Origin of the sequence: Vibrio sp. HI00D65, assembly GCF_001635455.1 — a bacterium.
GTDB lineage: Bacteria > Pseudomonadota > Gammaproteobacteria > Enterobacterales > Vibrionaceae > Vibrio.
The window spans coordinates 1-26,310 of the sequence record NZ_LWEH01000159.1; the positions used below are offsets into that span (position 1 = coordinate 1).

25 protein-coding genes and 3 pseudogenes are annotated in these 26,310 nt (G+C 43.3%); 13 read left to right on the forward strand and 15 right to left on the reverse strand.

Annotated elements, in window-relative coordinates:
- The first annotated feature begins 103 nt into the window (after nt 1-103).
- Nucleotides 104-1,237: a flagellin gene (locus A3712_RS13600; RefSeq protein ID WP_063523894.1), complete on the forward strand. Its 1,134-nt coding sequence runs from the start codon at nt 104-106 to the stop codon at nt 1,235-1,237.
- 113 nt (nt 1,238-1,350) lie between these two features.
- Nucleotides 1,351-2,475 carry a flagellin gene (locus tag A3712_RS13605; protein WP_063523895.1) on the forward strand — a complete coding sequence of 375 codons (1,125 nt, stop codon included), beginning with the start codon at nt 1,351-1,353 and terminating at the stop codon, nt 2,473-2,475.
- Nucleotides 2,476-2,576: 101 nt separating this feature from the next.
- Here the strand turns inward: A3712_RS13605 and crr are convergent, their stop codons facing one another.
- The 5 genes from crr to cysZ all read right to left on the reverse strand — a co-directional run bounded on the left by crr (nt 2,577) and on the right by cysZ (nt 7,557).
- The gene (crr, locus tag A3712_RS13610) at nt 2,577-3,086 is read right to left on the reverse strand and encodes a PTS glucose transporter subunit IIA (protein WP_004737851.1); all 510 of its coding nucleotides are present in this window, start codon (nt 3,084-3,086) and stop codon (nt 2,577-2,579) included.
- A 106-nt stretch (nt 3,087-3,192) separates the two neighbouring features.
- On the reverse strand, nt 3,193-4,917 hold the full coding sequence (gene ptsI, locus A3712_RS13615; RefSeq protein WP_063523896.1) for a phosphoenolpyruvate-protein phosphotransferase PtsI: 1,725 nt from the start codon (nt 4,915-4,917) through the stop codon (nt 3,193-3,195).
- A gap of 136 nt (nt 4,918-5,053) precedes the next feature.
- Nucleotides 5,054-5,311 (reverse strand): HPr family phosphocarrier protein, encoded by a 258-nt coding sequence (locus A3712_RS13620; protein WP_004734263.1) that lies wholly within the window; start codon nt 5,309-5,311, stop codon nt 5,054-5,056.
- Between the two features lie 302 nt (nt 5,312-5,613).
- Nucleotides 5,614-6,582 (reverse strand): cysteine synthase A, encoded by a 969-nt coding sequence (gene cysK / locus A3712_RS13625; RefSeq protein WP_063523897.1) that lies wholly within the window; start codon nt 6,580-6,582, stop codon nt 5,614-5,616.
- Nucleotides 6,583-6,801: 219 nt separating this feature from the next.
- On the reverse strand, nt 6,802-7,557 hold the full coding sequence (cysZ, locus tag A3712_RS13630; protein ID WP_063523898.1) for a sulfate transporter CysZ: 756 nt from the start codon (nt 7,555-7,557) through the stop codon (nt 6,802-6,804).
- 228 nt (nt 7,558-7,785) lie between these two features.
- Between cysZ and zipA the strand changes: the two genes are divergently transcribed.
- The 6 genes and pseudogenes from zipA (at nt 7,786) to cueR (ending at nt 13,993) form a co-directional block, all read left to right on the forward strand.
- On the forward strand, nt 7,786-8,811 hold the full coding sequence (gene zipA, locus A3712_RS13635; RefSeq protein WP_063523899.1) for a cell division protein ZipA: 1,026 nt from the start codon (nt 7,786-7,788) through the stop codon (nt 8,809-8,811).
- A gap of 92 nt (nt 8,812-8,903) precedes the next feature.
- Nucleotides 8,904-10,916 (forward strand): NAD-dependent DNA ligase LigA, encoded by a 2,013-nt coding sequence (gene ligA / locus A3712_RS13640; protein WP_063523900.1) that lies wholly within the window; start codon nt 8,904-8,906, stop codon nt 10,914-10,916.
- A 387-nt stretch (nt 10,917-11,303) separates the two neighbouring features.
- Nucleotides 11,304-11,449: pseudogene (locus tag A3712_RS28710) on the forward strand (DNA ligase).
- Nucleotides 11,439-12,569 (forward strand): porin, encoded by a 1,131-nt coding sequence (locus A3712_RS13650; RefSeq protein WP_063523901.1) that lies wholly within the window; start codon nt 11,439-11,441, stop codon nt 12,567-12,569. Before A3712_RS28710 ends, A3712_RS13650 begins: the two are co-directional and overlap by 11 nt.
- A 122-nt stretch (nt 12,570-12,691) precedes the next feature.
- Nucleotides 12,692-13,507, forward strand: a complete 816-nt coding sequence (locus A3712_RS13655; RefSeq protein ID WP_063523902.1) for a DUF2057 family protein — start codon at nt 12,692-12,694, stop codon at nt 13,505-13,507.
- A 93-nt stretch (nt 13,508-13,600) separates the two neighbouring features.
- Nucleotides 13,601-13,993: a Cu(I)-responsive transcriptional regulator gene (cueR, locus tag A3712_RS13660; RefSeq protein WP_063523903.1), complete on the forward strand. Its 393-nt coding sequence runs from the start codon at nt 13,601-13,603 to the stop codon at nt 13,991-13,993.
- Nucleotides 13,994-14,057: 64 nt separating this feature from the next.
- Here the strand turns inward: cueR and A3712_RS13665 are convergent, their stop codons facing one another.
- The 6 genes from A3712_RS13665 to A3712_RS13690 form a co-directional block, all read right to left on the reverse strand.
- Nucleotides 14,058-14,237: a hypothetical protein gene (locus tag A3712_RS13665; RefSeq protein ID WP_017061927.1), complete on the reverse strand. Its 180-nt coding sequence runs from the start codon at nt 14,235-14,237 to the stop codon at nt 14,058-14,060.
- 320 nt (nt 14,238-14,557) lie between these two features.
- A complete protein-coding gene (locus A3712_RS13670) occupies nt 14,558-15,007 on the reverse strand; it encodes an NfeD family protein (protein WP_063523904.1) in 450 nt (149 codons plus the stop codon).
- 3 nt (nt 15,008-15,010) lie between these two features.
- The gene (locus tag A3712_RS13675; RefSeq protein ID WP_063523905.1) at nt 15,011-15,940 is read right to left on the reverse strand and encodes an SPFH domain-containing protein; all 930 of its coding nucleotides are present in this window, start codon (nt 15,938-15,940) and stop codon (nt 15,011-15,013) included.
- A gap of 204 nt (nt 15,941-16,144) precedes the next feature.
- Nucleotides 16,145-16,999 carry a co-chaperone YbbN gene (locus A3712_RS13680; RefSeq protein WP_063523906.1) on the reverse strand — a complete coding sequence of 285 codons (855 nt, stop codon included), beginning with the start codon at nt 16,997-16,999 and terminating at the stop codon, nt 16,145-16,147.
- 398 nt (nt 17,000-17,397) lie between these two features.
- Nucleotides 17,398-18,225 carry an SDR family oxidoreductase gene (locus A3712_RS13685; protein ID WP_063523907.1) on the reverse strand — a complete coding sequence of 276 codons (828 nt, stop codon included), beginning with the start codon at nt 18,223-18,225 and terminating at the stop codon, nt 17,398-17,400.
- Nucleotides 18,226-18,268: 43 nt separating this feature from the next.
- Nucleotides 18,269-19,183 (reverse strand): TIGR01777 family oxidoreductase, encoded by a 915-nt coding sequence (locus A3712_RS13690; RefSeq protein ID WP_063523908.1) that lies wholly within the window; start codon nt 19,181-19,183, stop codon nt 18,269-18,271.
- Nucleotides 19,184-19,486: 303 nt separating this feature from the next.
- Between A3712_RS13690 and A3712_RS13695 the strand changes: the two genes are divergently transcribed.
- The 4 genes and pseudogenes from A3712_RS13695 (at nt 19,487) to yfcE (ending at nt 21,331) form a co-directional block, all read left to right on the forward strand.
- Nucleotides 19,487-20,224 carry a DUF1538 domain-containing protein gene (locus A3712_RS13695; RefSeq protein WP_063523909.1) on the forward strand — a complete coding sequence of 246 codons (738 nt, stop codon included), beginning with the start codon at nt 19,487-19,489 and terminating at the stop codon, nt 20,222-20,224.
- Nucleotides 20,221-20,621: pseudogene (locus A3712_RS26790) on the forward strand (DUF1538 family protein); the annotation flags it as partial. The gene A3712_RS13695 and the pseudogene A3712_RS26790, both read left to right, overlap by 4 nt.
- Nucleotides 20,613-20,696, forward strand: a pseudogene (locus A3712_RS28320) (CBS domain-containing protein); the annotation flags it as partial. The pseudogenes A3712_RS26790 and A3712_RS28320, both read left to right, overlap by 9 nt.
- Before the next feature lie 89 nt (nt 20,697-20,785).
- Nucleotides 20,786-21,331: a phosphodiesterase gene (gene yfcE / locus A3712_RS13705; RefSeq protein ID WP_063523911.1), complete on the forward strand. Its 546-nt coding sequence runs from the start codon at nt 20,786-20,788 to the stop codon at nt 21,329-21,331.
- 31 nt (nt 21,332-21,362) lie between these two features.
- Here yfcE and A3712_RS13710 read toward each other — a convergent pair whose 3' ends face one another.
- From A3712_RS13710 to A3712_RS13725, 4 genes are all read right to left on the reverse strand, one after another.
- Nucleotides 21,363-21,641: a SelT/SelW/SelH family protein gene (locus tag A3712_RS13710; protein ID WP_269451424.1), complete on the reverse strand. Its 279-nt coding sequence runs from the start codon at nt 21,639-21,641 to the stop codon at nt 21,363-21,365.
- Between the two features lie 50 nt (nt 21,642-21,691).
- On the reverse strand, nt 21,692-22,447 hold the full coding sequence (locus tag A3712_RS13715) for a sulfite exporter TauE/SafE family protein (protein ID WP_063523913.1): 756 nt from the start codon (nt 22,445-22,447) through the stop codon (nt 21,692-21,694).
- 81 nt (nt 22,448-22,528) lie between these two features.
- Nucleotides 22,529-23,044 (reverse strand): regulatory protein ToxS, encoded by a 516-nt coding sequence (locus A3712_RS13720; protein WP_063523914.1) that lies wholly within the window; start codon nt 23,042-23,044, stop codon nt 22,529-22,531.
- A gap of 1 nt (nt 23,045) precedes the next feature.
- Nucleotides 23,046-23,957 (reverse strand): transcriptional regulator, encoded by a 912-nt coding sequence (locus A3712_RS13725; RefSeq protein ID WP_063523915.1) that lies wholly within the window; start codon nt 23,955-23,957, stop codon nt 23,046-23,048.
- 268 nt (nt 23,958-24,225) lie between these two features.
- Here A3712_RS13725 and htpG point away from each other — a divergent pair, with 268 nt between their 5' ends.
- Nucleotides 24,226-26,130 (forward strand): molecular chaperone HtpG, encoded by a 1,905-nt coding sequence (gene htpG / locus A3712_RS13730; RefSeq protein WP_063523916.1) that lies wholly within the window; start codon nt 24,226-24,228, stop codon nt 26,128-26,130.
- Nucleotides 26,131-26,310 lie beyond the last annotated feature (180 nt).

Consider the following 26,310-nt stretch of genomic DNA (forward strand, 5'->3'; position numbering starts at 1 on the left):
GTTTCGTCAGTTACGCCGTTATTAAAAGTAACTTTGAGAGAACTACTTGGTTTTCCGAGACGTCGGAAACCGCAATACCGGAAAATCAATTGGAGAAATCACCATGGCAGTGAATGTAAATACCAACGTTTCAGCGATGACTGCGCAACGTTACCTAAACAACGCAAACAGCGCACAACAAACATCAATGGAGCGTCTATCTTCTGGCTCTAAAATCAACAGCGCAAAAGATGACGCTGCTGGCTTACAAATCTCTAACCGTTTGAACGTTCAGAGCCGCGGCTTAAACGTTGCTGTTCGTAACGCGAACGATGGTATCTCTATTGCACAAACCGCTGAAGGTGCAATGAACGAGACGACTAACATTCTGCAACGTATGCGCGATTTGTCTCTACAATCTTCAAACGGCTCAAACTCAAAAGCTGAGCGTGTAGCGATTCAAGAAGAAGTAACAGCACTGAACGACGAGCTAAACCGTATCGCGGAAACGACGTCTTTTGGTGGTAACAAGCTGCTTAACGGTACTTACGGTACACAATCATTCCAAATCGGTGCGGATAACGGCGAAGCGGTAATGCTGAACCTGAAGGATATGCGCTCTGATAACGCTCAGATGGGTGGTAAGAGCTACCAAACTGAGAACGCTAAAGACAAAGACTGGAACGTACAAGCGGGTTCGAACGACCTAAAACTGTCGTTTACAGATAACTTTGGTCAAGCACAAGAAATCGACATCAGCGCAAAAGCGGGTGATGACATCGAAGAGCTAGCGACATACATCAACGGTCAACAAGACTCTGTGAAAGCGTCTGTAACTGAAGACGGTAAGCTACAAATGTTCGCTGGTAACAACAAAGTAAGCGGCGATGTGTCTTTCTCTGGTGGTCTTGCTGGTGAGCTAGGCATTCAAGCTTCTAAAGAAGTGACGGTTGATACTATCGACGTAACGTCTGTTGGCGGTGCTCAAGAGTCTGTAGCAATCATCGATGCGGCACTTAAGTACGTAGACAGCCACCGTGCAGAACTGGGTGCATTCCAAAACCGTTTCGACCATGCAATCAGCAACTTAGACAACATTAATGAGAACGTTAACGCATCTAAGAGCCGTATTAAAGATACCGACTTCGCGAAAGAAACGACTCAGATGACTAAGTCTCAGATCCTTTCTCAAGCTTCAAGCTCGATTCTTGCTCAAGCGAAACAAGCTCCGAACTCGGCACTTAGCCTACTAGGTTAATTAACCTAATATGCCGCGATACAAAAGCCAGGCTCACCCTGGCTTTTTGTTTATGCAAATCAAGCATTAGGTACACCGAATAGGGTAGATGACAAAGAGTTAGTATCGATTAGATGGTCTCTTTAAATACTAATGTCACTGCGATGATGACGCAGCGACATCTCAGTCATGCGGCCGAGCAAAACATAGAGTCTCAGCGAAACCTCACCTCGGGTTATCGGATTAACTCCGCCAGTGACGATGCTGCAGGTCTGCAAATCTCCAATACTCTTAACGTTCAAACTAGAGGGCTTGATGTCGCCTTGAGAAATGCGCACGATGCGTATTCGGTGGCACAAACCGCAGAAGGCGCTTTGCATGAGAGCAGTGCTATATTGCAATGCTTGCGCTCTCTGGGGCTTCAAGCGGCAAACGGCAGTAATGACTCAAGTGATCGGCAAAGTATTCAATACGAGGTCGTAACGCTGCAAGATGAGCTTGATCGTGTCGCGATCACGACGACATTTGCAGATAAAAACCTATTTGATGGCTCTTACGGCTCGCAAAGCTTCCATATTGGTGCCAACGCCAACTCTATCTCTCTGACACTGCGAAATATGCGCAGTCACATCCCAGAAATGGGAGGGCAGCATTATTTTGGTGGCGCAGTCGATAAAGATTGGCGAGTGACTAAAGACAATCAAACTCTTAAATTTGAATACCAAGACAGTAAAGGGTATACCCAAACAGAATCTATCGGACTCAAGCTAGGTGACCGCATCGAGCAGGTTGCCACTTACATCAACGCGCAGCAATCGATAGTGAGTGCTTCAGTAACGGAAAACAATGAGCTGCAATTTTTTGCCTCAACATTGAATGCACCTGAAGGTGTAACGTTAGAGGGTAGCTTGGCGGATGAGCTTGATGTTAGTGCGGGTGGTTTAGTCACAATGGACAACATTGATATGTTGACTGTTGGCGGGGCACAGCTTTCAATTGGAGTGATTGACGCGGCAATTAAGTATGTTGATTCGCATCGAAGCGAAATAGGTGGCTTCCAAAACCGGGTTAGTGGCACGATGGAGAACCTTAATACGGTGAACCGGAGTGTGACTGAATCTAAAGGGCGGATACGCGATACGGATTTTGCGCGTGAGTCGACGGAGATGGTGCGCTCACAAGTGCTTCAAGATGCGACTACCGCATTGCTAGCCCAAGCGAAGCAGAGCCAAAGCTCGGCACTTGGCTTGCTCAGTTAAATGACTTTCAGCGATGAACATCGCTCAGGAACAAAAGTTTCAGGTAATAAAAAACGCCACCCTCAGGTAGCGTTTTTATTAAAGGAGATAAGTACTCGAAATTACTTCGTTACTTTAAGAACTGGAGTTTCGCCGACAGTTACAGAACCAGAAAGCTTGTTCAGCTCTTTGATTTCGTCCATGTTAGAGATAACAACTGGAGTAAGCGTAGATTTCGCTTTTTCTTCTAGAAGCGCTAGGTCGAAAGTGATGATAGTGTCACCAGCTTTAACAGATTGACCTTCTTCAGCTACGCGAGTGAAGCCTTCGCCTTTTAGTTCAACAGTATCGATACCGAAGTGAACGAAAAGCTCAACACCGTCGTCAGACTCGATAGAGAATGCGTGGTTAGTTTCGAAGATCTTACCGATAGTACCGTTAACTGGAGCTACCATTTTGTCGCCAGCTGGTTTGATCGCGATGCCGTCACCAACGATTTTCTCTGCGAAAACTACATCTGGCACATCTTCGATGTTTACGATTTCACCAGAAAGAGGTGCGATGATTTCGATTGCACCAGCATCAGCGCTGTCATCAGATACAAGCTTTTTCAGTTTGTCAAACAGACCCATTGTGTCATGCTCCTAACGTTTAGTTTTATTCTGTAGAATATACTATACCAATCTAACAAATTAGACGACTATTTTTAGCCGTCTAACTCTATTAAGAATTTGGTGATTATTGAGATTTCTCAGCGATGAATTTTTCTACGCAAGCTTCAATTTCAGCAGCTGTAGGTAGAGATAGTGCTTCGTCAGCCATAGCTTTAACTTCTGCGAAGTTAGAGTTACGGATTACTTTCTTAACTTTAGGGATAGAGATGCCGCTCATAGAGAACTCATCTAGGCCCATACCAAGAAGAAGCAGTGTTGCACGCTCATCACCAGCAAGCTCACCACACATACCAGTCCACTTACCTTCAGCGTGTGATGCATCGATCACTTGCTTGATTACTGTAAGAACAGCAGGAGATAGTGGGTTGTATAGGTGAGAAATCATTTCGTTACCACGGTCTACCGCAAGAGTGTATTGCGTTAGGTCGTTAGTACCGATAGAGAAGAAAGATACTTCTTTCGCTAGGTGGTGTGCGATTGCAGCTGCTGCTGGAGTCTCAACCATTACGCCGATTTCGATGTTTTCATCGAAAGCTAAGCCTTCAGCGCGAAGTTCAGCTTTGTACTCTTCGATTGCTTTCTTCAGTTCACGGATCTCTTCAACAGAAATGATCATTGGGAACATGATGCGTAGTTTACCGTGTGCAGATGCACGTAGGATACCACGTAGTTGGTCACGTAGGATTTCACGACGATCCAAGCTGATACGTACTGCACGCCAGCCTAGGAACGGGTTCATCTCTTCTGGAAGATCCATGTATGGAAGATCTTTATCGCCACCGATATCCATAGTACGGATGATCACTGACTCACCGTTCATTGCTTCAGCTACTTCTTTGTAAGCAACGTATTGCTCTTCTTCAGTAGGAAGTGCGTCACGGTCCATAAATAGGAATTCAGTACGGTAAAGACCAACGCCTTCACCGCCATTACGCAGGATACCGTCACAGTCTTTTACTGTACCGATGTTGCCGCAAACTTCTACACGGTGACCGTCTAGAGTTTCAGCATGCAAATCTTTTAGTTTTGCTAGTTCAGCCGCTTCTGCTTCGAAATCTGCTTTGATTTTCTTAGCTTCTGCTAGTTCAGCTTCAGAAGGGTTGATGATGATCTTGTTGTTCATCGCGTCTAGAACAAGCATGTCGCCGTTCTTAACTTGCTTAGTGATATCGTTAGTACCAACGATAGCTGGAAGCTCAAGAGAACGTGCCATGATTGAAGTGTGAGATGTACGACCGCCGATGTCACAAGCGAAACCAAGAACGTAGTCTAGGTTGATTTGTGCAGTTTCAGATGGTGTTAGGTCGTAAGCTACTAGGATAACTTCTTCATTGATATCTGATAGAGACACAATGTTGATGCCTAGTGCGTTTTTAACGAAACGAGTACCGATATCACGGATATCAGTTGCACGCTCTTTCAGGTACTCATCATCAAGAGATTCAAGCGCACAAGCTTGCTCTTCGATCACCGTGTGGATCGCGTTGTCTGCGTGCATTTTTTCTTTCTTGATGAGTGCTAAAATCTCTTCTTCTAGCTCTTCATCTTCAAGCAGCATGATGTGGCCTTCAAAGATTGCTTCTTTTTCTTCGCCAAAAGTTTCAAGTGCTTTTTGCTTAACAACTTCAAGTTGTTGAGCTGATTTGTTACGAGCGTCAAAGAAACGCTGTACTTCTGCTTCAACTTGGTCGTCAGAGATAGATTGAGTGTTTAGGACAATTTCATCTTCTTGAAGTAGTAGTGCTTTACCGAAAGCAATACCAGGAGATGCTAGGATGCCTGAAATCATAGCCTTACCTTAGTTGTTCAACTGTAAACGGGAGAGTGTGTGACTTTAAGTCGTCGACTAATGTCGCGCTTATTCCTATCTATTTCGAACAAAGCCACTTTGCTATGCAAAATGGCTTTGAAAGAAGGAGACCGTATTAGTGTAGTTGATCCATAAGAGCAACTAGGTGGTCAACTGCTTGCTGAGCTTGAGGACCTTCAGCTGAAATAGTTACGTTAGTACCTTTTACAAGGCCTAAAGTTTGTAGTTTGAACAGGCTTTTCGCGCTAGCGCTTTTGCCGTTAGAAGTCACTGTGATGTCAGCGTCGAAAGATTTTGCTTCTTTAACGAACTGTGCAGCTGGACGAGTATGAAGACCGTTTTCTGCTGTGATTTCTACTTGCTTCTCGTACATTTTATATACCCCAATTAATTTATTTTTTGTAAGTTTGTAACCAGTTTAGCTTAACTGCTTTAGCCCAAATGCGCTAGAGGCTAGTACGCCATGCTCGTGTTAGAACTTAGACTGGTTATAAATTTTTATCCAGCCATGGTCATCTTTTGTTGAGGACTCACGACTTTCAGAATCTGTTTATTGCTTCCTTTATTTTGAAGCGAAAAATAAAACAGACCCGATATTACCAAAGGTGGGGCAGGGATCAACAAAAAAGCCCCTAAACGGGGCTTTTTTGGACGAAAAATTGATTTGACCACATATTATTGTTGGTTCTCTTTTTCCGTAAAGATACCTGCAAATAGCGCTGTACTTAAGTAACGCTCACCAGAGCTTGGAAGTACGGTTACAATGGTTTTTCCTGCAAATTCAGGTAGATCAGCAATTCTGTTTGCCGCTACTACTGCTGCGCCAGAAGAGATACCTGCAAGAATACCTTCTTCTTTCATCAGTCGCTGAGCCATTTCAATTGCTTCTTCAGAAGTTACTGACTCGACGCGGTCGATAAGTTCTAAATCTAAGTTTCCAGGGATAAAACCTGCACCGATACCTTGGATTTTGTGTGGAGCTGGTTTGATTTCTTCACCTGCAAGCGCCTGTGCGATTACTGGAGATTCTGCTGGCTCTACTGCTACAGAAGTGATGGCTTTGCCTTTTTCACCTTTAATGTAACGACTTGTACCAGTGATAGTACCACCTGTACCTACACCAGCTACAAACACATCAATTTCTCCGTCTGTTGCTTCCCAGATTTCAGGACCGGTTGTTTGCTCGTGAATTTGTGGGTTAGCTGGGTTGTTGAATTGTTGTAGCAGTAGGTATTTGTCTGGGTCTGAAGCAACAATTTCTTCTGCTTTAGCAATCGCACCATTCATGCCTTTTGGCGCTTCAGTTAGTACTAGATTTGCGCCTAGTGCTTTAAGCAGCTTACGACGTTCTAAGCTCATTGACTCAGGCATCGTCAGCGTAAGTTTGTAACCGCGTGCTGCTGCTACGAATGCGAGTGCAACACCTGTATTACCACTGGTTGGTTCAACAAGCTCGATACCTGGCTTAAGGGTACCTGCTTTTTCTGCTTCCCAGATCATGTTAGAACCGATACGACACTTAACACTGAAGCTAGGGTTACGAGCTTCGATCTTAGCTAGGACGTTACCTTTGCTTACTTTGTTTAGGCGTACTAGAGGTGTATTACCAATCGTTAGGGTGTTGTCTTCGTAGATCTTGCTCATGCGATATTCCTTCATTTAATGACAGCACTAAACGTATGTATATCAATCACTTTACCGTCTAGTGTCTTTCGATGTTTGTTTAGCTTGAATTGAGATTAAACAAGTTGAAAAAAAGGTAAAAGGATTAAAAAGTTATATCATATAGATATGTAGCAGAATTGACGCCTATCTACAGTGAAATCAGAACTTCAAATAGATAGGCCAATAAAGAAGAGAAAATCAGCGAGAGCGTAGAGCTTGGTCTTTAAATTCAGCAACCCACATTGCAGTTGCACCACACACAGCAACTGGCATTACGATAAGGTTGAGAACGGGAATGGTAGTAAACACAGAAACAAGTGCACCAAAGCTATAGCTCTTACCTTGTTTTTGTTTCAAATTATTTCTCATGTCATCAAATTTGATTTTATGGTTGTCGAATGGGTAGTCGGCGTATTGAATCGCTAACATCCATGCGGTGAAGATGAACCATAAAAATGGCGCAACGGTTTGACCGAGTGCAGGAATCAATAAAAGTAGGAATAAACCGATCGCTTTTGGCAGAACGTAGACAAGCTTGCGCCATTCTCTTACTAAAATGCGCGGAGTATCCTTTAAAACATCCAGCAAGCCATCGTCATTGACTTTTTTACCGCTAAGCAGTTCTTCGACTTTCTCTGAGAGTAGTCCGTTGAAAGGAGCGGCAATGAAATTGGCGAGTGTGCTGAAGAAATATGAAAAGGTCGCCAATACGGTTAATACTAATAATGGCCACAAAACATATGACAACCAAGATAAGAAGCTCGGTAAACCTTCTATCCAACCTTCAATCCAAGTGTTTAGATTCGAGAAGATATAAAAAAGCGCACCGCCAACGAGTAACACGTTAGCAAGAAGAGGAAGCAGTACAAATTTGCGAATGCTCGGAGACAACGCGATCTTTATACCGAAAACAAAATAGCCAAAGCCAGAGCGGGGAACAGATTCAATAGTCATATTTAATTAAGGTCACATGTAAATTTGGTTAAATAGCAAACACCTCTAGTGTACTCGACCGAAATTAAGAAAAAAAGCGTGGCGAAAATCACACCATCTAAGGAACTAATTGTATTAAGTTGTTCTAAAACAGTGGCTACTTTTGATAGAGTAGTGAGATTGGTCAAATTAACCCAACTTAGTGACAGCGTCTTTCCGCTAGTTGACTAAGAAAGCTGAGAGCGAAAAATGCAGGAATTGCGATTTGTACTCATTATTGTTGGCGCATTAGCTATCGCCGCATTATTGTTCCACGGTTTGTGGACGAGTAAAAAAGAAGTGAAAGCAAAGTTTGGAGATAAGCCACTTGACAAGCTAGATCATGATAGCTTAGACGATGCTGAAACCATCCCAAACCGTTCATTCGCCCCAGAAGATGATTTTGAGATAATCCGAAAAGAGCGTAAAGAGCCGGATTTTGCAGTATCGCCGTCTGCGGCTGATCCGTTGATCGATTCTGATCCGCTTACAGCACCACAACCAAAAGAAGAGCAACAAGACGATATCGAGTTGAATGATTTGCCTTCTTTCAGTGTTGAAGACCCTATCAAGTCTGATAGCGAACCGGAACATGTTGAGCAAGCGGTAGAACCAGAGGTTCCTAGCTTCGAACTGAACGATGAGCAAAAAGAAAGCCATGCCGGTTTTAAAGAGCAGTACGGTTCTTTTGAAGAAGTTGCAGCTGAACAAGTTGAAGAGCCTGTAGTCGCAAGTGAACCATTCGCAGTTAAAGAGAGTGTTGCTCCACAAGCAGCAGCTCCTGTTGAAGAAACAAAGCAAGATGAAGAATTAGGCTTAGAGGTGATTGTCCTCAATGTTCACTGTGCGGGAGAGCTCCCATTTGTTGGTACTGAACTTTTCCGCAGCATGGAGAGCAATGGCTTAACCTACGGTGAGATGTCTATTTACCACTGCTTTGCACAATCAGCTGATGAGCCTAAGGTTATCTTCAGTGTCGCAAATATGATGCAGCCTGGTACTTTAGAGCATGATGATCCAGCTGACTTTACGACTAAAGGTATTTCGTTCTTCATGACATTGCCATGCTATGGTCAAGCTGATCAAAACTTCAATGTGATGTTGAGTGCAGCACAGAAGATTGCTGATGATATGGGCGGAAACGTTTTGGATGAATCACGCAATCTAATGACACCAAACCGTTTATCAGACTACCGTAAACAGATTAGAGATTTCATGTCGGCTGCGAACGCTTAGCCATATTGTTTAGCCTAGTAAATAACCTATATTTATAGAAAAGGGCTCCTAAGGGAGCCCTTTTTGATATTTCAATCACGACAGAGAATGATATGAAAGAATCGATTCAAGTGACCTTAGAGCAGTTAAGAGAAACTCTGCACTATCATGCCGTTCGTTATTACGTAGAAGATAGCCCAGAGATCCCTGATGTTGAGTACGATCGATTAATGCAGCAGTTGCTAAAGATCGAAGAAGAGAATCCAGAGCTCGTAACCGTGGACTCACCGAGCCAACGTGTTGGTGGTCAGCCACTAGATGGCTTTACGCAAGTGACTCACGAGATCCCAATGCTTTCTCTGGATAATGCGTTCTCTGATGAAGACCTAGATGCGTTTAATAAGCGGATGTCCGATAGAGCACCTACCGCGAACCTTAAGATTTTCTGTTGTGAGCCTAAACTCGATGGTCTCGCTGTGAGCTTACTTTATGTGAATGGGACATTAGTTCAAGCGGCAACTCGTGGTGATGGCGCAACGGGTGAAAACATCACCGAAAACGTACGTACTATCAGCTCGATTCCACTTAAGCTACAAGGCGAAGGTTGGCCTGAACGTATCGAAGTGCGTGGTGAAGTGTTCATGCCAAAAGCCGGCTTCGATAAACTGAACGAAATGGCATTGAAGAAAGGTGAGAAAGTCTTTGTTAACCCACGAAATGCAGCGGCAGGTAGCTTGCGTCAGCTTGATTCACGTATTACCGCAAAACGCCCATTAGCTTTCTATGCTTACAGCGTGGGTGTTGTTGAAGGTGCAGAGCTCTCAAGTAGCCATTACCAACGTTTCTTACAGCTAAAAGACTGGGGACTGCCAATGTGTCCTGAGACGAAGCAACTTAGCTCACTTGAAGACGTAAAGGCATATTATCAAGACATTATGACCCGCCGTGATTCTCTGGCTTACGAGATCGATGGTGTGGTGATTAAAGTCGATGATATTGCGGCGCAAGAAGTGCTTGGCTTTGTTGCTAGAGCGCCTCGCTGGGCAATTGCATACAAGTTCCCGGCTCAAGAAGAGATTACCCTGCTTAACGATGTTGAGTTTCAGGTAGGCCGTACCGGCGCTATTACGCCGGTGGCTAAACTAGAACCTATCTTTGTCGGTGGTGTAACAGTAAGTAATGCTACGCTGCACAACGCTGACGAGATTGCTCGTTTGGGTGTCAAGGTTGGCGATAGTGTCATTATCCGCCGTGCTGGTGATGTGATTCCACAGATTGTTGCGGTTGTAAAAGACCGTCGCCCTGAGACGGCTAAAGACATCGTTTTCCCTGATGCATGTCCTGTATGTAGTTCTGCGGTCGAGCGTGTAGAGGGCGAAGCTGTAGCGCGTTGTACTGGCGGTTTGGTGTGTCAGGCTCAACGTAAAGAAGCGCTTAAGCACTTTGTATCTAGAAAGGCGCTTGATGTTGATGGTTTGGGCGTGAAAGTCATAGAGCAGCTTGTCGATCGCGAGATGGTCGAGACACCAGCAGACCTATTTAAACTCAGTGCCGGTGTGATTACGGTGCTTGATCGTATGGGACCTAAATCGGCTCAAAACGTGGTGAGCGCGTTGAATAAAGCGAAAGATACGACGTTAGCGCGTTTCCTTTACTCACTCGGTATTCGTGAAGTCGGTGAAGCGACAGCGATGAACTTAGCACAGCATTTCAAGACATTAGAGCTAGTACAAGCGGCAACTCATGAGCAGCTCGTTGAGGTGTCTGATATTGGTGATATCGTCGCTAGCCATATTACGGCTTTCTTCTCACAAGAGAAAAACCGAGCGGTCGTTGAAAAGCTTATCGAACTGGGTGTGAACTGGCCTGTGATTGAAGATGCGCCAGATGACCAAGAATTGCCTCTAGAGGGCAAAGTGGTTGTGCTAACGGGTTCACTGTCTCAATTAGGCCGAAGTGAAGCCAAAGCGGTACTGCAAGCGTTAGGTGCAAAAGTCACAGGCAGCGTATCTAAGAAAACCGATATCCTATTTGCGGGAGAAGCGGCAGGTTCTAAATTAACCAAAGCACAAGATTTAGGTATCGAAATAAGAACCGAAGAAGATCTCATTGCTCTTCTTTCGTAAGTAAATTCAGGTAAAAAAAATCTCAAAGGCACTCCTTTAATGGAGTGCCTTTTTTGTATCTGCTATAAAAATAATGGCTTTTTAATTGTTGAGAATTTTGTTCCTATATGAACTATAAAATCAGGACAGTGACGGTGCTCAATATTAATGAAATAGCGTTCTAGTTGTATCAGAAATGCGAGTCATATCTATTTTTATAAAAAGCGGATTGTTTTAAATTTATGTTTTATATGGTTTTAGTTGTTGTTGTGTGTGGCCTTTCTAATTTATCGATCTGGATCACTAAGTACATGGTAAATTTGCACCAACTCATATTTTTTTAGATGAGAATTAAGTTCTCATTGATCTTTTTGAGGGCGAAGTTAGTCTTAATGCCATGGATGCACGATGTGTATACCCAGAAAGGAAATAGAGAATTCAGTATTAAGGGTTCTCAAACAAGAAAGGTATTTCTCTCTACGGCGGCCAACTTTAGGTGGGGAATATTCAAACAGCTATATCCATTTTTAGGAGTTTTATTCCATGGAAAATAAATTTTTCAAACGTACTCTACTAGGTGCTGCAGTAGCGATGATTTCTTCAGGAGCACTTGCTGGGACAGAATCATCTCAAGTAGGCATCATTTCTGATTTTAATGTACAAGCTTATGGTGTTGCAGCTATCTCTGTTGTTAACTATGACTCAGAGGAAACTAAAGCAGGTGTTAAAACTGATACAGGTACTGGTTACGATTACGAGAATGAATCTCGTATCGGCTTCCGTGCAAGCAAAGACATGTTTGATAACCTAAACATATTTATGCAGGTAGAGTCTGGTTATGTTGGTGAAAACGGTGACGGCGCAACATTGGGTAATCGTGACACGTTTGTAGGCCTTCAGGGTGACTGGGGTAAAGTACGCTTTGGTCGTATGCTGACTCCTATGTACGAAGTAATTGACTGGCCTTACGCTAACCCTGGTTTGGGCGCAGTATGGGACTGGGGCGGTGATGTTAAATACAACCGCGATCGTCATGGTGATATGGCACGTTACGACTCAGCTGATTTAAATGGTTTTACTTTTAACCTTGCAACGGGGCGTGGTGACTCAAGCGTTAAAGATAACTACTTCTATGGTGCAGCTGCTCATTATCGTTTGGCAGACACGATTACTTTCCATGCTGCAGTAGAAGTTGAATCTGATCGCGAACTATCAGCAGCAACAGCTGCGAGTACATGTGTAGAGGCGTCAGGTTGTGGCACTGGTATTAATTTTGGTGATGCTATTGCTGCAACTGACGCTAAAATGTCTGATACATTTGGTTACCTAGTCGGCTTTGAAGCATCACTGCCTGCAGGCTTTGGTATCTCAGCTGCTTATAAAGCTGGTGAATCAGACGTACAAGGTGGAGATAAGTCAGAGCAAGCTTCTTACTCTGTAATTGGTCAATACTGGAACGGTCCTTGGGGCTTCAAGCTTGGTTATGCGGCAAATATGGATTCAAAAACAGCGGGCGTAAAACAGGATGATGAAGATAGTGTAATCTCAGGTCAGTTAATGTACGTACATAATGGCTTTGTTCCTTACATCCGTTTGGCTCAACGTGATATTAAATCTGGCGGAGCACAAACTGACACATTCGTAACTCGCGTAGGTTTAGAGTACGGCTTCTAATAAAGGTGTATTGTGAAGAAAAAATGCGCTGGCTAATAAGTCGGCGCATCTTCGTTTATGGTCTAGCCTAAGAAATCAAAGGCATCGAATAATATTAGGGTGAAAACCTCGAGGTAGTTAATATGAAAAAAATAGTTTTAGCGTCGATTCCTTTGTTCTTAATTGGGTGCACTACATTGGATTCAAGCAGCGACTTTACGGACGCTGTCAAAAGAATAGAAAGTAAGCAAAATTACCAAGTGGTTGTTGGTGAGTCGTTAACTCCTGACGTACTTGAGGTAAAGCAAGGACAATTAGTGAACTCATCCCTAGAATTGAACTATGTTACCCCAACCAACGATCGCGCAGTTCCGGATTCATACATCACAATGGAGCTGCAGTATTTCAAAAATTATAATGAATATCGTTTTGCGCGAGTTAAGGGAGCAGACGATAAGGTCCAGTTAAAACCTTATGCAGCATCAGCTGAGACATGCAGTGATATCTGTACTCAAACTCAGTATGTGAAGTTTCCAGTTTCGAATGAATTATTCGATGAAGCCCCCTTTAAAGACTTGGTTTTTGACATCCAGGTTTCAAATGCCAATAGTATTTCGTTTTCTGTTCCTGCAGGCTACGTTGAAGCTATCGTGAATACAGGGGATAAAAATACTGCTTTTAGTCCTGTGGTTGCTGCAGTCGCGGCTGTTCCAGTAGCAGCAGTTTCTGCTGAAGAGCCAAAAGCATCACAAGCGCAAGAGATGGTGAATTACTGGTATGGTGAGGCAACAAAAGAAGAGCAATCTGCAGTGACAGATTGGGCATTCAAGAATCGTAAGAACGCGGACCCAGCACCATTAGAAGGCTCAAAAGAGATCGAAATGGTTTCTTACTGGTTCAATAAACTAGACAGCGAAGAAAAATCTCAAACGATGATTTGGCTGTTAGAGCAAGAGTAAGTCTTTAACCTAAGCCTCAAACTATGTTTTTCAACCGCAGTATTGTATAACAGCAGTACTGCGGTTTTTCATTTTAAGCTTACAGGTAACATTGTGAATATTGGTGAAGTAGCGAAACGTGTTGGTACAACAGCGAAATCCATTCGTTTTTACGAAAGTAAAGGTATGATGAGCCCTCCACATCGTTCAGAAAACGGCTACAGGCAATATGGCGAGATTCATATCGAGCAGCTAGAGTTTGTGCTCAGAGCAAAAATGGTTGGTTTCACACTGGATGAGTGCAAATCCTTGGTGGAATTAGCCATGAACCCCAATAGACAGAGCTTTGAAGTAAAAAAGAAAGCGACTCAGAAGTTAGGTGAAATAGAATTGAAGCTTGCGGAGCTCAATAAAATGAAGGCCCAATTGCAATCGTGGGTAAATGACTGCCCTGGTGACGCTTCTACGGAATGTCCTATCTTAAACAATTTATCTGGACGTACTTAGACCATTTTAATAATAAATAGTAGTCAGGCTGTAAATGATATTACTAGCCTGACTTAACTACCTATCACAGCACTTTTCCGCCGTAATGTTTACAGATCAGTAGTGGTACATGAGTGACCGCGTTACCATCTGAACACTTAACAATAGGTCCCATATTACCGTTACCTGGTGATTGACTGCTCGCTAGAGCGCTTCCGAATGACAAGCTAAAAATAGCCGTAAGAATGATTAGAAAATGTCTCATACAAACTCCATTAGTTTTATCTCCGATTGAGATAAGTGAAAGTATGGACAAGGTGAAGAATATTTCAAAAATTTGACGGACTTAACATTTTTAATAATTATAATTAAGCGATAGTGATGCTAACGATTCATATATATTATTGGCTAATAAACTATGCTTTCTTATGCCTTTTGGATTCATTCAAATTTTTTAGCTTTATGAAATAAGAACTTATTTTGCTATCAATTAAATCTATCATAATGATATTTAAAATGTTGTTGATGAATGAAAACTAAAAAAGCCTATATTTATTGAAAATGTAGGCTTTCTATATTAAAAAGTTATAAAGGCTCTATTATTAGAATGATTCCGTCTAAATCAACAATCTTTATTTCTGTGCCAGATGGAATATCTTGGCTAGCTTTTGCTGACCAAGAAGAGTCTCCGAATTTAATACGGCAGCTACCTTTCTTTACGTCTTCACTAAGGGTGAGGGTCTGACCTACAAGCTGCTTTTCTCTTTGGTTGAGCTCTCTATTTGAATCTGACTGCTTGTCACTAGATAGTTGTCTTCTCCACCATAACCAAGTAGTGATGAGGGAGAAGCTAGCGAAGGAAAGCCATTGCATCTGCCAACCAATTGGTAGAGCTCCTAAAAGGGCTCCGACCAACATGGCTGAGATACCAATCCACAAAAAGTAACCACCGGTTCCAACCAGCTCAAGTGCAAGCAATGCTAGACCAAATGCTAGCCAGTGCCAGTGGTTTACTTGCTCTAGTAATTCGACCATATGTTAGTCCTTACTATGTGTATCATTCTTGTGTGTGAACATCTCTGCGATACCGGCAACAGAGCCCATTAGGCCAGTCGCTTCAAGTGGTAGCATGATTATCTTACCGTTTTCTGCTTGTCCAATTGACCTCAATGCTTCGGTATAGCCTTGTGCAATAAAGTAGTTCACGGCTTGCATGTCACCCTGAGCAATTGCGGTGGATACCATTTCCGTTGCTTTCGCTTCTGCTTCTGCCGCACGTTCACGTGCTTCTGCTTGAAGTATTGCTGCTTGCTTTTCACCTTCAGCTTTTAGAATTTCTGATTGTTTGTGACCTTCAGCTTTAAGGATCTCGGCCTGTCTTACACCTTCTGCTTCTAAGATATCGGCACGCTTGTTACGTTCCGCTTTCATCTGAGCATTCATCGCTGCAGTTAGGTCTGCTGGTGGCTGTACGTCTTTAATCTCGATACGGGTAACCTTTACGCCCCAAGGGTTGGTAGCTTCATCCACAATGTTCAATAGCTTAGTGTTGATCATGTCACGTTGGCTTAGCATTTCATCGAGTTCCATAGAACCCAATACTGTTCGGATGTTAGTCAACGTTAGGTTTCGAATCGCGTGTTCGAGGTCATTTACTTCATACGCTGCTCGCGGTGCATCAATCACTTGTACAAAACACACCGCATCAATAACTACATTGGCATTGTCTTTAGAGATAACTTCTTGTGCGGGTATATCAAGAACTCGCTCCATCATATTGATTCGCTGACCGATTTTATCAATAAATGGGATGATTAAGTTAAGGCCTGGTTTTAGCGTATGTGTATAGCGTCCAAAGCGTTCTACAGTCCAGTTGTTGCCCTGTGGAACGGTTTTTACGCCTGCGAAGATAAAGAGCAACGCGACGACAGTAAAGACGCCAATAGTAATCAAGGTATCAATAGGCATACAAAGTCCTTTGCAAGTTTAAGTTTTGAATTGTTTATTACTCATACTGGCGCATATTTAAATTGGAGGCAAATTTATAAATAAAAAATGGGCCATAAAACATTGATTTTATGACCCATTATAAGTTTTGCATTCAAAAGGTTTATGAGCTGCTTTGTCGAATTTGTATTTGACTACTTACTGTTTAGGAATCAAGGAACCTAATTAGTAGAGCAGAGAATAAAGCTGGCGGCGGTACTTACTAGCAACAGGATTGCCTTGCCCAAGTGCACTGAGAATATCCATGAACTCTTTTTTCATGTCTCCATCGAGAGCATTGAGGTCTTTGACTAGGAAAGACCACAGTAGGTCCATTGCTTCTTCACTGCGGTTTACTTGATGGTATTGCAATGCCAATTCTGATGCGGTCTTCGCATCGTTTGGTTTTTGCTGAAGCGCCGCTTCTAATGCTTGGATCTCTGGACTATCGGCAGCTTGCTTATGAAGTTCAAGCTTGGCGACTAAACCTTTGTAGTAGTTGTCTTGGTACTCGAGTGGAATTGTTGCCAACTGAGCTTCGGCGAGATCAAATTGCTGGGTTTCTAGTAAACACTCTGCGATGGCCAGTTTAACTTCACCTTTGCTCGTCAGTTCAGCTGGAAGCTGCTGCATAGCCGCTAAAGCTTGAGTGTGCTCACCAGCTTGCATTTGCTCAAGCGCTTGGCGTAGTGCCAAGTCATCTTGGCTTGGCAGGTGTTTGCCAAGCATTTCCACAATTGCTTCTATGCGCTGCGGACCACCTAGGCCATCGACAGGTTGACCGTTAACAAACAGTGCAATAGTAGGCAGTGCTTGAACACCAAATTGGCTAGCAATGACTTGTTCTTGTTCGCAATTTAATAGCGCGAGTGTGAATGCACCATTGTATTGCTGAGTTAATGTTTGTAGTTCAGGAATGATTTGAGCACTCTCTTGGCTCATTGGTGCCCAAAAATTGATGAGGACAGGGGTCTGCATCGAACCTTCTAGTACTTGGCGAAAGTTCTGCTCATTAAGTTCAACAATATGCGGAGATTGCATTTACGTTCCTTGAGATTTGTTTTGGGATACGTTGCAAATATGGGGGGATAAACGGGTAACTTCAAGATCTAACTGGGTAATCTCGGGTAAAAAGAGGCAAAAATAGAAAAACGCCATGCTTCAATGTTAATAGAGTTGTTAACTCAACATGGAAGGCACAGCGTTCTCAGTGAGGTGGCCAGTGAGGTATTACGTAAGATACTCAAAACAGAATAAACAACGTAATTGCCAGACTCAGACCTACCAAATTAAGGCGGTTTAAAGTCATGAAGTATCCAAAGGGTTAGTCCATCAATTGAGGATAACTGATGGGATAGGCTAAATCATGACATCTTATTGTTACGAATCAATTACATCGTTACATTAAAGTTTGCGACTGTTCATTCAAAGTTAGTAATTTATGCGGCTTTTCTGAGAATAGGGTCTAACAAACGGCTCGGCAGTAATCTTTTCAATACAGCAAACACTTTAGTAGGAGTGGTTACTCTGTACCTTAGCTTGGGTTTATCGGCGGTGAACGCGTGATAAACAGGTTCGATACAACTTTCGACAGGCAAAACAAACGCGTTATTCGATGACTCTTTCTCAAGTCGGTCTTTTTGTTGTTGGTAAGCATTTTGATGAACACTACCTTCCATGTTGATCCACTTATTGAAAGCTTTTAAGGCGTTGGTTCGAAACTGGGTTTCGATTGGGCCGGGTTGGAGTAATGAAATGTGTATACCACTGCCATGCAGCTCTAAACGCAGAGTATCTGTCCAACCTTCAATTGCGAACTTTGATGCGTTATACGCACCACGATATTTCATCGCAGCAAAGCCGAGTACCGAACTGTTTTGGACAATACGCCCTTCGCCACGCTCTCGCATATGAGGCAGGATCTGGCAAACGAGGTGGTGCCAACCAAAGAAGTTGGTTTCGAATTGTTCTCTTAGCCCTTGCGTCGGTAGATCTTCTAAAGCACCAGCCTGACCATATGCACCATTATTGAACAGGCCATACAATCCATTTGGTGCTAGCTCGATGGCTTGTTTCGCTCCGTTCTCAATACTTTCCTTGTTGGCAAGATCCAACTGAATACAGGTGAGACCTTCTTCTTGAAGACGTTGAACATCTTGTGGGGAGCGGCAAGATGCGATGACATGAAAACCGCGTTTGTGGAGTGCGTGAGCACAGGTGTAGCCAATGCCAGTTGAGCAACCAGTGATGAGAATCGACTTGTTCACACTTAATCCTTTATTAGAGCTTATTTGCTCCTAGAGTAAAGAATTAGTCTTGATGTTGTAACAAGTTTTTTAATGCAGGCTCGATTCTTGAGTAACTAAATATAAAGCCCATTTCAGTTAACTTCTTAGGCTTGGAACGAATGCTGTCGAACAGCAAGCAGGACGACTCGCCCATCAGAAGCGACATCGCCCACTTTGGAGTGAACAAGAAGTGAGGGCGACGCAATTGTTTCGCGAGAGTGCTACTGAATTGTTTGTTGGTCACGGGGTGAGGAGCACACATGTTGAACTCACCTTGAGCGTGTGGGATTGACAACAAGTGATTGATGGCTCTGACCATGTCGAGCATGTGAATCCAAGGCATGTACTGTTTACCCGAACCAAGAGGTCCACCGACACCAAGCTTGTAAGGCATCAGCATCTTTTTGAGTGCACCACCATTTTCACCCAAAACAATTCCTGTTCTTAATAGAATAACGCGAGTATTATCTGATTCCGCTCGTTTAGCTATCTCTTCCCAATGAGCACAGACTTTATGAGGGAAGCTCTCATCTTCGACTTGCAGTGATTCATCAAATGGGTGTTGTTGCTGGTCGCCATAGTAGCCGATGGCAGAGCCGCTGATAAAGACTTCAGGTGGTGTTGTGCTTGCTTGAATGAGTTCGACGATCTTCTCTGTGATCAGCCAGCGGCTGCTACAGATCTTCTCTTTTTGCTCATCACTCCAGCGTTTGTCTGCAATAGGTTCACCAGCGAGGTTTATCACTGCATCGTAATCGTTGAGGTCATTCAGCTCATCGAGGGATTGGATATAATGAAGGTTGTTTTGGTTCAGGTGGCTTAGGCAATGTTTCGCTTTTTCAGGGTTTCGCGTGAGTAATGTAACGTCGTCAGTGTTCAGACTCTTGATTAACTCAGAGCCAATAAATCCAGTACCACCAGTTAACAATATCTTCATACCAATCTCCTTATTAAACATAATTATAGACATGGCTTGTTTTTAATCGCCAACTAATACGAAAAAATCACTATAACGATCAGTTGGTTTCAATCGTTTGATGCCTAAATGACCTCTCCAACGATTCGCTAAACAGTGAAATTTAATTCATTAGTTTAGAGAAGTGTATCGTTATTTCAGTTAAGAGATTTACTCGCATATGTTACCAACTGCGTAATGTTTATCACATTAGAAATAATAAGGATTTGCCATGATTATTACGGATAGATAATCAAACGTAATTATTGATGATAGGGAGTTGTGATGACGGCAGTGCTAGCTTTGTTTCGAGTTATGTTAGGTAGCCTTCGTGATCTATTGCCTATTGCTGCGGTGATCGCGCTCTTCCAGCTTGATGTTTTACAAGAGCCGCTTCCGCATCTGTTGTCTATTTTGGTGGGTTTAGTGCTGGTGGTTCTCGGGCTTACCTTCCTTATTTTCGGACTTGAAATGGGGCTCTTCCCGATCGGCGAATCTATGGCGCAAGCTTTTGCCCACAAGGGTAGCGTATTCTGGTTATTGATCTTCGCTTTTTGTCTGGGGTTCGGCACTACCATAGCGGAGCCTGCGTTGACGGCGGTTGCAGCCGAAGCGGCAGCCGAAGCGGCAGCCGAGGGCGGTGTGATACCCAATTCTAATGATGAAATGGAAGAGTACGCCGATGGTCTGCGCTTCACTGTTGCATTGTCGGTAGGTATCGCAATATTGCTTGGTGTACTTCGGATCCTAAAAGGTTGGCCAATCCAATACATGATATTCGGTGGTTACATCGGTGTGGTGGTGCTCACTGCTTTTGCACCCGAAAACATCATTGGGATCGTGTATGACTCTGGCGGTGTGACTACATCAACCATCACTGTTCCTTTGTTAACGGCATTAGGTGTCGTTTTGGCTTCGGCCATTAAAGGCCGTAATCCTATGATTGATGGCTTTGGGCTGATCGCGTTTGCTTCACTGTTGCCGATGATGTTTGTCATGGTCTATGGAATGGTGGTGACATGATCAGTGATCAACAGTTTATCGACACCTTTCTTGGCACAGTGATGGATGTGATTCCGATTGCGGTGATCATATTTGGTTTTCAATTAGCAGTGCTACGCAGGCCCGTTGACAACCTGCCCAAAGTCTTGACTGGATTCTTTTACGTCATTCTTGGTTTGTCTCTTTTCTTGATGGGACTAGAGCTTGCTTTGTTTCCTTGAGGCGAAACCATGGCGATGCAGTTGACGGAGCCGACTTTTCTTTCCGAATTTAAAATCAGTTCTGGTATAGCCCTGGCATGGTTTGATTATTACTGGGTTTGTCTTTTTGCATTTTGTATCGGATTGTGGCTGGTGACCCTATTCATTACTACATCATTGTTGGCTACGTTGTTGTGGTGATCCAAACGTACTGTGCGCGCCTATTTGAATGCTTTGGTATTAGCCGTGCACCTGTGGTTCGTGATAACAAGATCATCGGTATGGTCAGTTAAAATAATATTGTCATCAACGGTATGGTGAGAGATGACGTATAGTCGTTAGGTACGTACAATAGGCCCATAAACTTTATGGAGAAGTACGTGTGAAATTATTTTTTGCTTCAGACCTACACGGTTCGCTACCAGCAACAGAAAAGGTATTAGAGCTATACCAAGCCTCGGGTGCCCAATATTTAGTCCTACTGGGTGATATCCTAAATCATGGCCCTAGAAATCTAATTCCAGAAGGCTATAACCCTCCAGCAGTTGCAGACAAGCTGAACGGATTCTCCCAAGAGCTCATTGCCGTTCGTGGTAACTGTGATAGCGAAGTCGACCAGATGTTGCTCTCTTTCCCAATGATGATGGATTATTCATGGGTGCTGCTAGAGTCAGGCCAACGTATCTTCTTAACTCATGGTCACTTGTATAACACAACGAAACGTCCAGCACTGAAAGCGGGTGATATCATTGCTCATGGTCATACTCATATCCCCGTTGCTGAGTACCAAGAGGACATCTTCATCTTTAACCCAAGCTCGGTGACGTTCCCACGAGAAGGTCATGCAGCAAGCTATGGCATCTATGAAAATGGCACCTTCCAAGTGATCAGCTTTGGTGGCGAAGTACTAGTCAGCGGCCAGCTATAAGCTTTAAACAATAGAGTCGGCCGTAATGGGTTTATTTTGAATCTACGTGGCCGAGGTCTCTGTCTGGAGCAATGATGTTTCTCACTCTTTGCTTCAGAACTTTCGCTTCAGGAAAGCCGCCGTCCGCCTTTCTTTCCCAAATTTGTACTCCATTGCAAAAGATCTCAAATCGTCCGCCGGTATCTGGATACAGGCTGACTTGTTTAATCTCTTCACTGAAGGTATGAAGCAGTTCTTGGCACAACCAACTTGAGCGAAGCATCCAATTACACTGACGGCAGTAGTGTATTGCTATTGTGGCTTTCAGCACGGTTGGGCTATTTTTATTCGATTCTGTATTCATAGATAACCTTTAAGATTTTATAGCAATAGCTTGATGCCGACGGCAAACGTCAATATTTCGAAAGCCGTTTTAACGAGCTGATTGCTTGAACGGTTAGCGAGGAATGCCCCTAGGCTTCCGCCGACAAACGAACTTAATAGTAATATGGGTAACCATACCCAGTATATTGGCGCACCCGCATGAACAATGGCAATACCTCCGATGGCATTCCAGAACAAACCTACGCATATCATGGTTAACGCAACGGCTTGTTTATAAGTAAAACCAAACCAACGAATTAGGAATAGAGTAACTAACAGACCGGATCCTGCGGTGAGTGAACCGTTGATGATGCCTATGAGTGCTAGCCCAACCCCACCAATTATCCAACCTTTTATGTCTCGGTTTTTAAGCTGCTCTTTTTGACCCAATTGTTTCTTTAGTCGTGAGTAAACGCCCAGCGCTAAGATTATTGCGCCAAGCAGCTTCTGTGCAATGGCATCTGGGATCATGAGTACGATATTCGCGCCAACCACTACTCCAATGCTGCCGGCGATAATTAGGTAGAGACAAATTTTCCAGCTTAACGTGCCACCCTTGATATGGGTATATGCAGCACCTAAGCCGAGAGCGACGCTAGCGACTTTGTGGGTAGCCAGTGCAACTGAAAAGGGTAGCCCCAGAAAGATGAGTAGTGGAAACTGTAGAAGCCCAGCACCGCCACCTGATAAGGAAGCAAGCGTGTTGGCGATTAATGAGCCAAAGAATAAGGTGAGTGAGTTTATCCAATCCATAGAGTTTTATCTTTGAGTTTAAGATAACAAAAAGGGGCTTCATGCCCCTTTTTTAGGTTTATCGTGAAAAGCTTTTCAATGTTAGTTCGAAAACAATACGGTAGAACCGTGATTTAAACTAGTCAATAGCAGTGCCTTCGGATTGATTATATCGATGCGACGACTTTGCTCTGCATCCATCTTGATTACTTGAGTAATCAGCTCTAGTTGCTCTTGAGAGAAGTCTTGGCGCTGAGCCGATGTCACATCTTTAAACTCAGTTGGTGAAACCAGTAGGTAGTTGTCGTTAATTTCCCACTGACCCGTCTCTGAAATGTTGATGACGTTAGCCGGTGCGGTTTGTGTGCCGTATAGCCTGACCACCGACATTCTCAGGTATGTACCGTTTGGTAGGTACTTAGCATTTGAGGAGAGCTCAACTTTACGGAGTGGACCTATGGAATCGGCTTGTTTTTCTGCACTGATAAGCGAAACCATCTTTGATTGCCATTCATGTGAGGTAAGTAGGCGTGCTACTTTTGCGTCGCTACCCCAATGTAACCAACCACTTAGAAAAGCAGATAGGGCCAGTAAGAAAACAGATACTTTTAATTTCATGCTACTGGCCACCTTTACAAATGTCGTCTACATCCGACTGGTTTGCGTAAATTCTGAGAGTAATATTTTCGCTAGAGTGTTCTTGCGGATGAATATAGTTAAGAACTATGTTGTTGGCCTGTCCACCAGTTGCTATCACTTCGGTTGGCTTTAGTATACCAGTGTGGTTAGTGTTATAGCTCAACACACATTTTTCAATCGCAGGTAGCCAATTTGTCAAACCCGGATGATTGATTGGTGATTGAACCTTTACACCATCAACTTCTGCCAATGTACGAAATGTAGATTCAGCAGGGTTAGTAAAGGTAATTACCAAAATCGGCATCATTATTGCTGCACATAGCAATCCAAGTATTAACCACTTGTTGTTCTTTTTAGTGTCTGCATTTGCTGGTATTTGCTGTGGTTCGACCGAAATCGAGGCTTCTTGGATTTTAGTGATTGGCTCAGGCGCTTGAGCCTCTGTACCTATTTCTTCTGGGATAGTTGCAGGCGAAAACGTTGGATTTGGGTCTATTTCATTTTCGGCAGTTTCAACAGTCACAGCTTGGTCATTTGATGAAAGAGGTGCTGAGCGCTCGACTGTAGCTATAAATTGGTAGCCACGCTTGGGGACTGTCTTAACGAACTCAGGAGATTTCGTTGAATCTTTCAGCATCTTTCGTAGTGTTGAAACGGCTTGAGTCAGGCTCGAGTCATCAACCTCAAAGCCTTGGTCACGCCAAACATATTCATGCAATTCATTACGAGTGATAACTTCGTTGGGTCTTTCTGATAGCATCAGGAGAATGCGGCTTTCATTGCTGCCAAGACGCACAACTTCTCCATTGCTCATTTGGTCTACAAGTGAGTTGCTGTTTGGGTCGAATACGAACCGCTGTGCGAGAATAAACTTTGTGCCGATATTGCTCATTAAATTCTTCTACTATGGGTTGTTTTGGGTGCTAAATAGACAAATATTGGGTGGGTTTGTATAAACCTTAACCAATCGATGGCTTCTTTTATGTTCTTTTAGATTTATGAGAATCAAGGATAATAAAAATAGATAACAAAAACAGTGTTTTTATGATTTTTGACCTTGAATTTACAATTGTCATCCTCATGTTAATGAACATCAGAGCGGCATTACGTGTTCCGCCACCATAGTTTTCACCACAAAGTATAGATGTTTTGGAGTAAAAATGAGCGAAACGACAACGCAAAATAAAGAGACTCGTGGCTTTCAATCTGAAGTAAAACAACTACTTCATCTAATGATTCACTCACTGTATTCAAATAAAGAAATCTTCTTACGTGAGCTGATCTCTAACGCATCTGACGCAGCGGACAAGCTACGTTTTCAAGCGCTATCAAATGCTGAACTTTACCAAGGCGATGCAGATCTAGGTGTAAAACTGTCATTTAACGCTGAGGCGAATACGTTAACCATTTCTGATAACGGTATCGGCATGAGCCGCGACAACGTTATTGAACATTTAGGTACCATCGCGAAATCAGGTACTGCAGACTTTTTCTCTAAGTTATCTGAAGACCAAAGCAAAGACTCTCAGTTGATCGGTCAATTTGGTGTTGGTTTCTACTCAGCATTCATCGTTGCGGACGCAGTAACCGTTCGTACACGTGCCGCAGGTCTTGCAAGCAATGAAGCCGTACAATGGCACTCAGCTGGTGAAGGTGATTACACTATTGAAGACATCACCAAAGAGTCTCGTGGTACAGACATCATTCTTCATATGCGTGAAGACGGTAAAGAATTCTTAAATGAATGGCGTCTACGTGAAGTAATTGGTAAATACTCTGATCACATCGGTATCCCAGTTTCTATCTTAACTGCGGTTAAAGATGACGAAGGTAAAGACACCGAAGAGAAGCACTGGGAACAAATCAACAAAGCTCAAGCGCTTTGGACTCGTAACAAATCAGACATCGAGAAAGAAGAGTACCAAGAGTTCTATAAGCACGTATCTCACGACTTTGCTGATCCACTAACCTGGAGTCACAACAAGGTTGAAGGCAAGAACGACTACACAAGTCTGCTTTATATCCCAGCTAAAGCACCTTGGGACATGATGAACCGTGACCACAAGAGTGGCTTAAAGCTTTATGTACAACGTGTATTCATCATGGATGATGCTGAACAGTTCATGCCATCTTACATGCGTTTCGTACGTGGTCTGATTGACTCAAACGATCTACCACTGAACGTATCACGTGAAATCCTGCAAGATAACAAGGTAACTCAGTCTCTTCGTGGTGCATGTACTAAGCGTGTACTTACTATGCTTGAGCGCATGGCGAAAAATGACAACGAGAAGTATTTAGAATTTTGGAAAGAGTTCGGTCTTGTAATGAAAGAAGGCCCAGCGGAAGACATGGCAAACAAAGAGAAGATCGCAGGTCTTCTTCGTTTTGCATCTACAGAAGTTGACTCTGTTGATCAAACTATCAGCCTAGCGTCTTATGTTGAGCGTATGAAAGAAGGCCAGGATAAGATCTACTACCTGACAGCAGATAGCTACGCAGCAGCTAAAAACAGCCCACACTTGGAGCAGTTTAAAGCGAAAGGTATTGAAGTAGTGCTAATGTACGATCGCATCGATGAGTACGTAATGAACTACCTAACAGACTTTGACGGCAAACAATTCCAGTCGATCACAAAAGCGGGCTTAGATTTAAGCAAGTTTGAAGGTGAAGAAGAGAAAGAGAAGCAGAAAGAGACTGAAGAAGAGTTTAAGTCTGTTGTTGAGCGTACTCAATCTTACCTGGGTGATCGCGTTAAAGAGGTTCGTACTACGTTTAAACTTGCAACGACACCTGCAGTTGTTGTTACTGATGACTTCGAGATGGGGACGCAAATGGCTAAGCTTCTTGAAGCGGCGGGCCAAGCTGCACCTGAAGTTAAGTACATCTTTGAAATTAACCCAGAGCACGCACTTGTTAAACAAATGGCTGACGAAGCCGATGAGCAAGCGTTTGGCCCTTGGGTTGAGCTACTACTCGGTCAAGCGATGCTGGCTGAGAAAGGCTCTATGGAAGATCCGTCACAATTCTTGGGTGCAATCAACGAGTTGCTAACAAAGCGATAGTCTTTCGACTTTGGCCTTAAACAAAAGATTGTAATTAAAAGCTCGCAAATGCGGGCTTTTTTAATGAACGTCGTTGAAAATATGTTAAACGTGGTCAACGTCACCGTTATCGTCACAACAAAATGAGGTGATGCATTCTTTAGTCGTAAATTCAGCCCAATTGAATATTAATGTGATAGA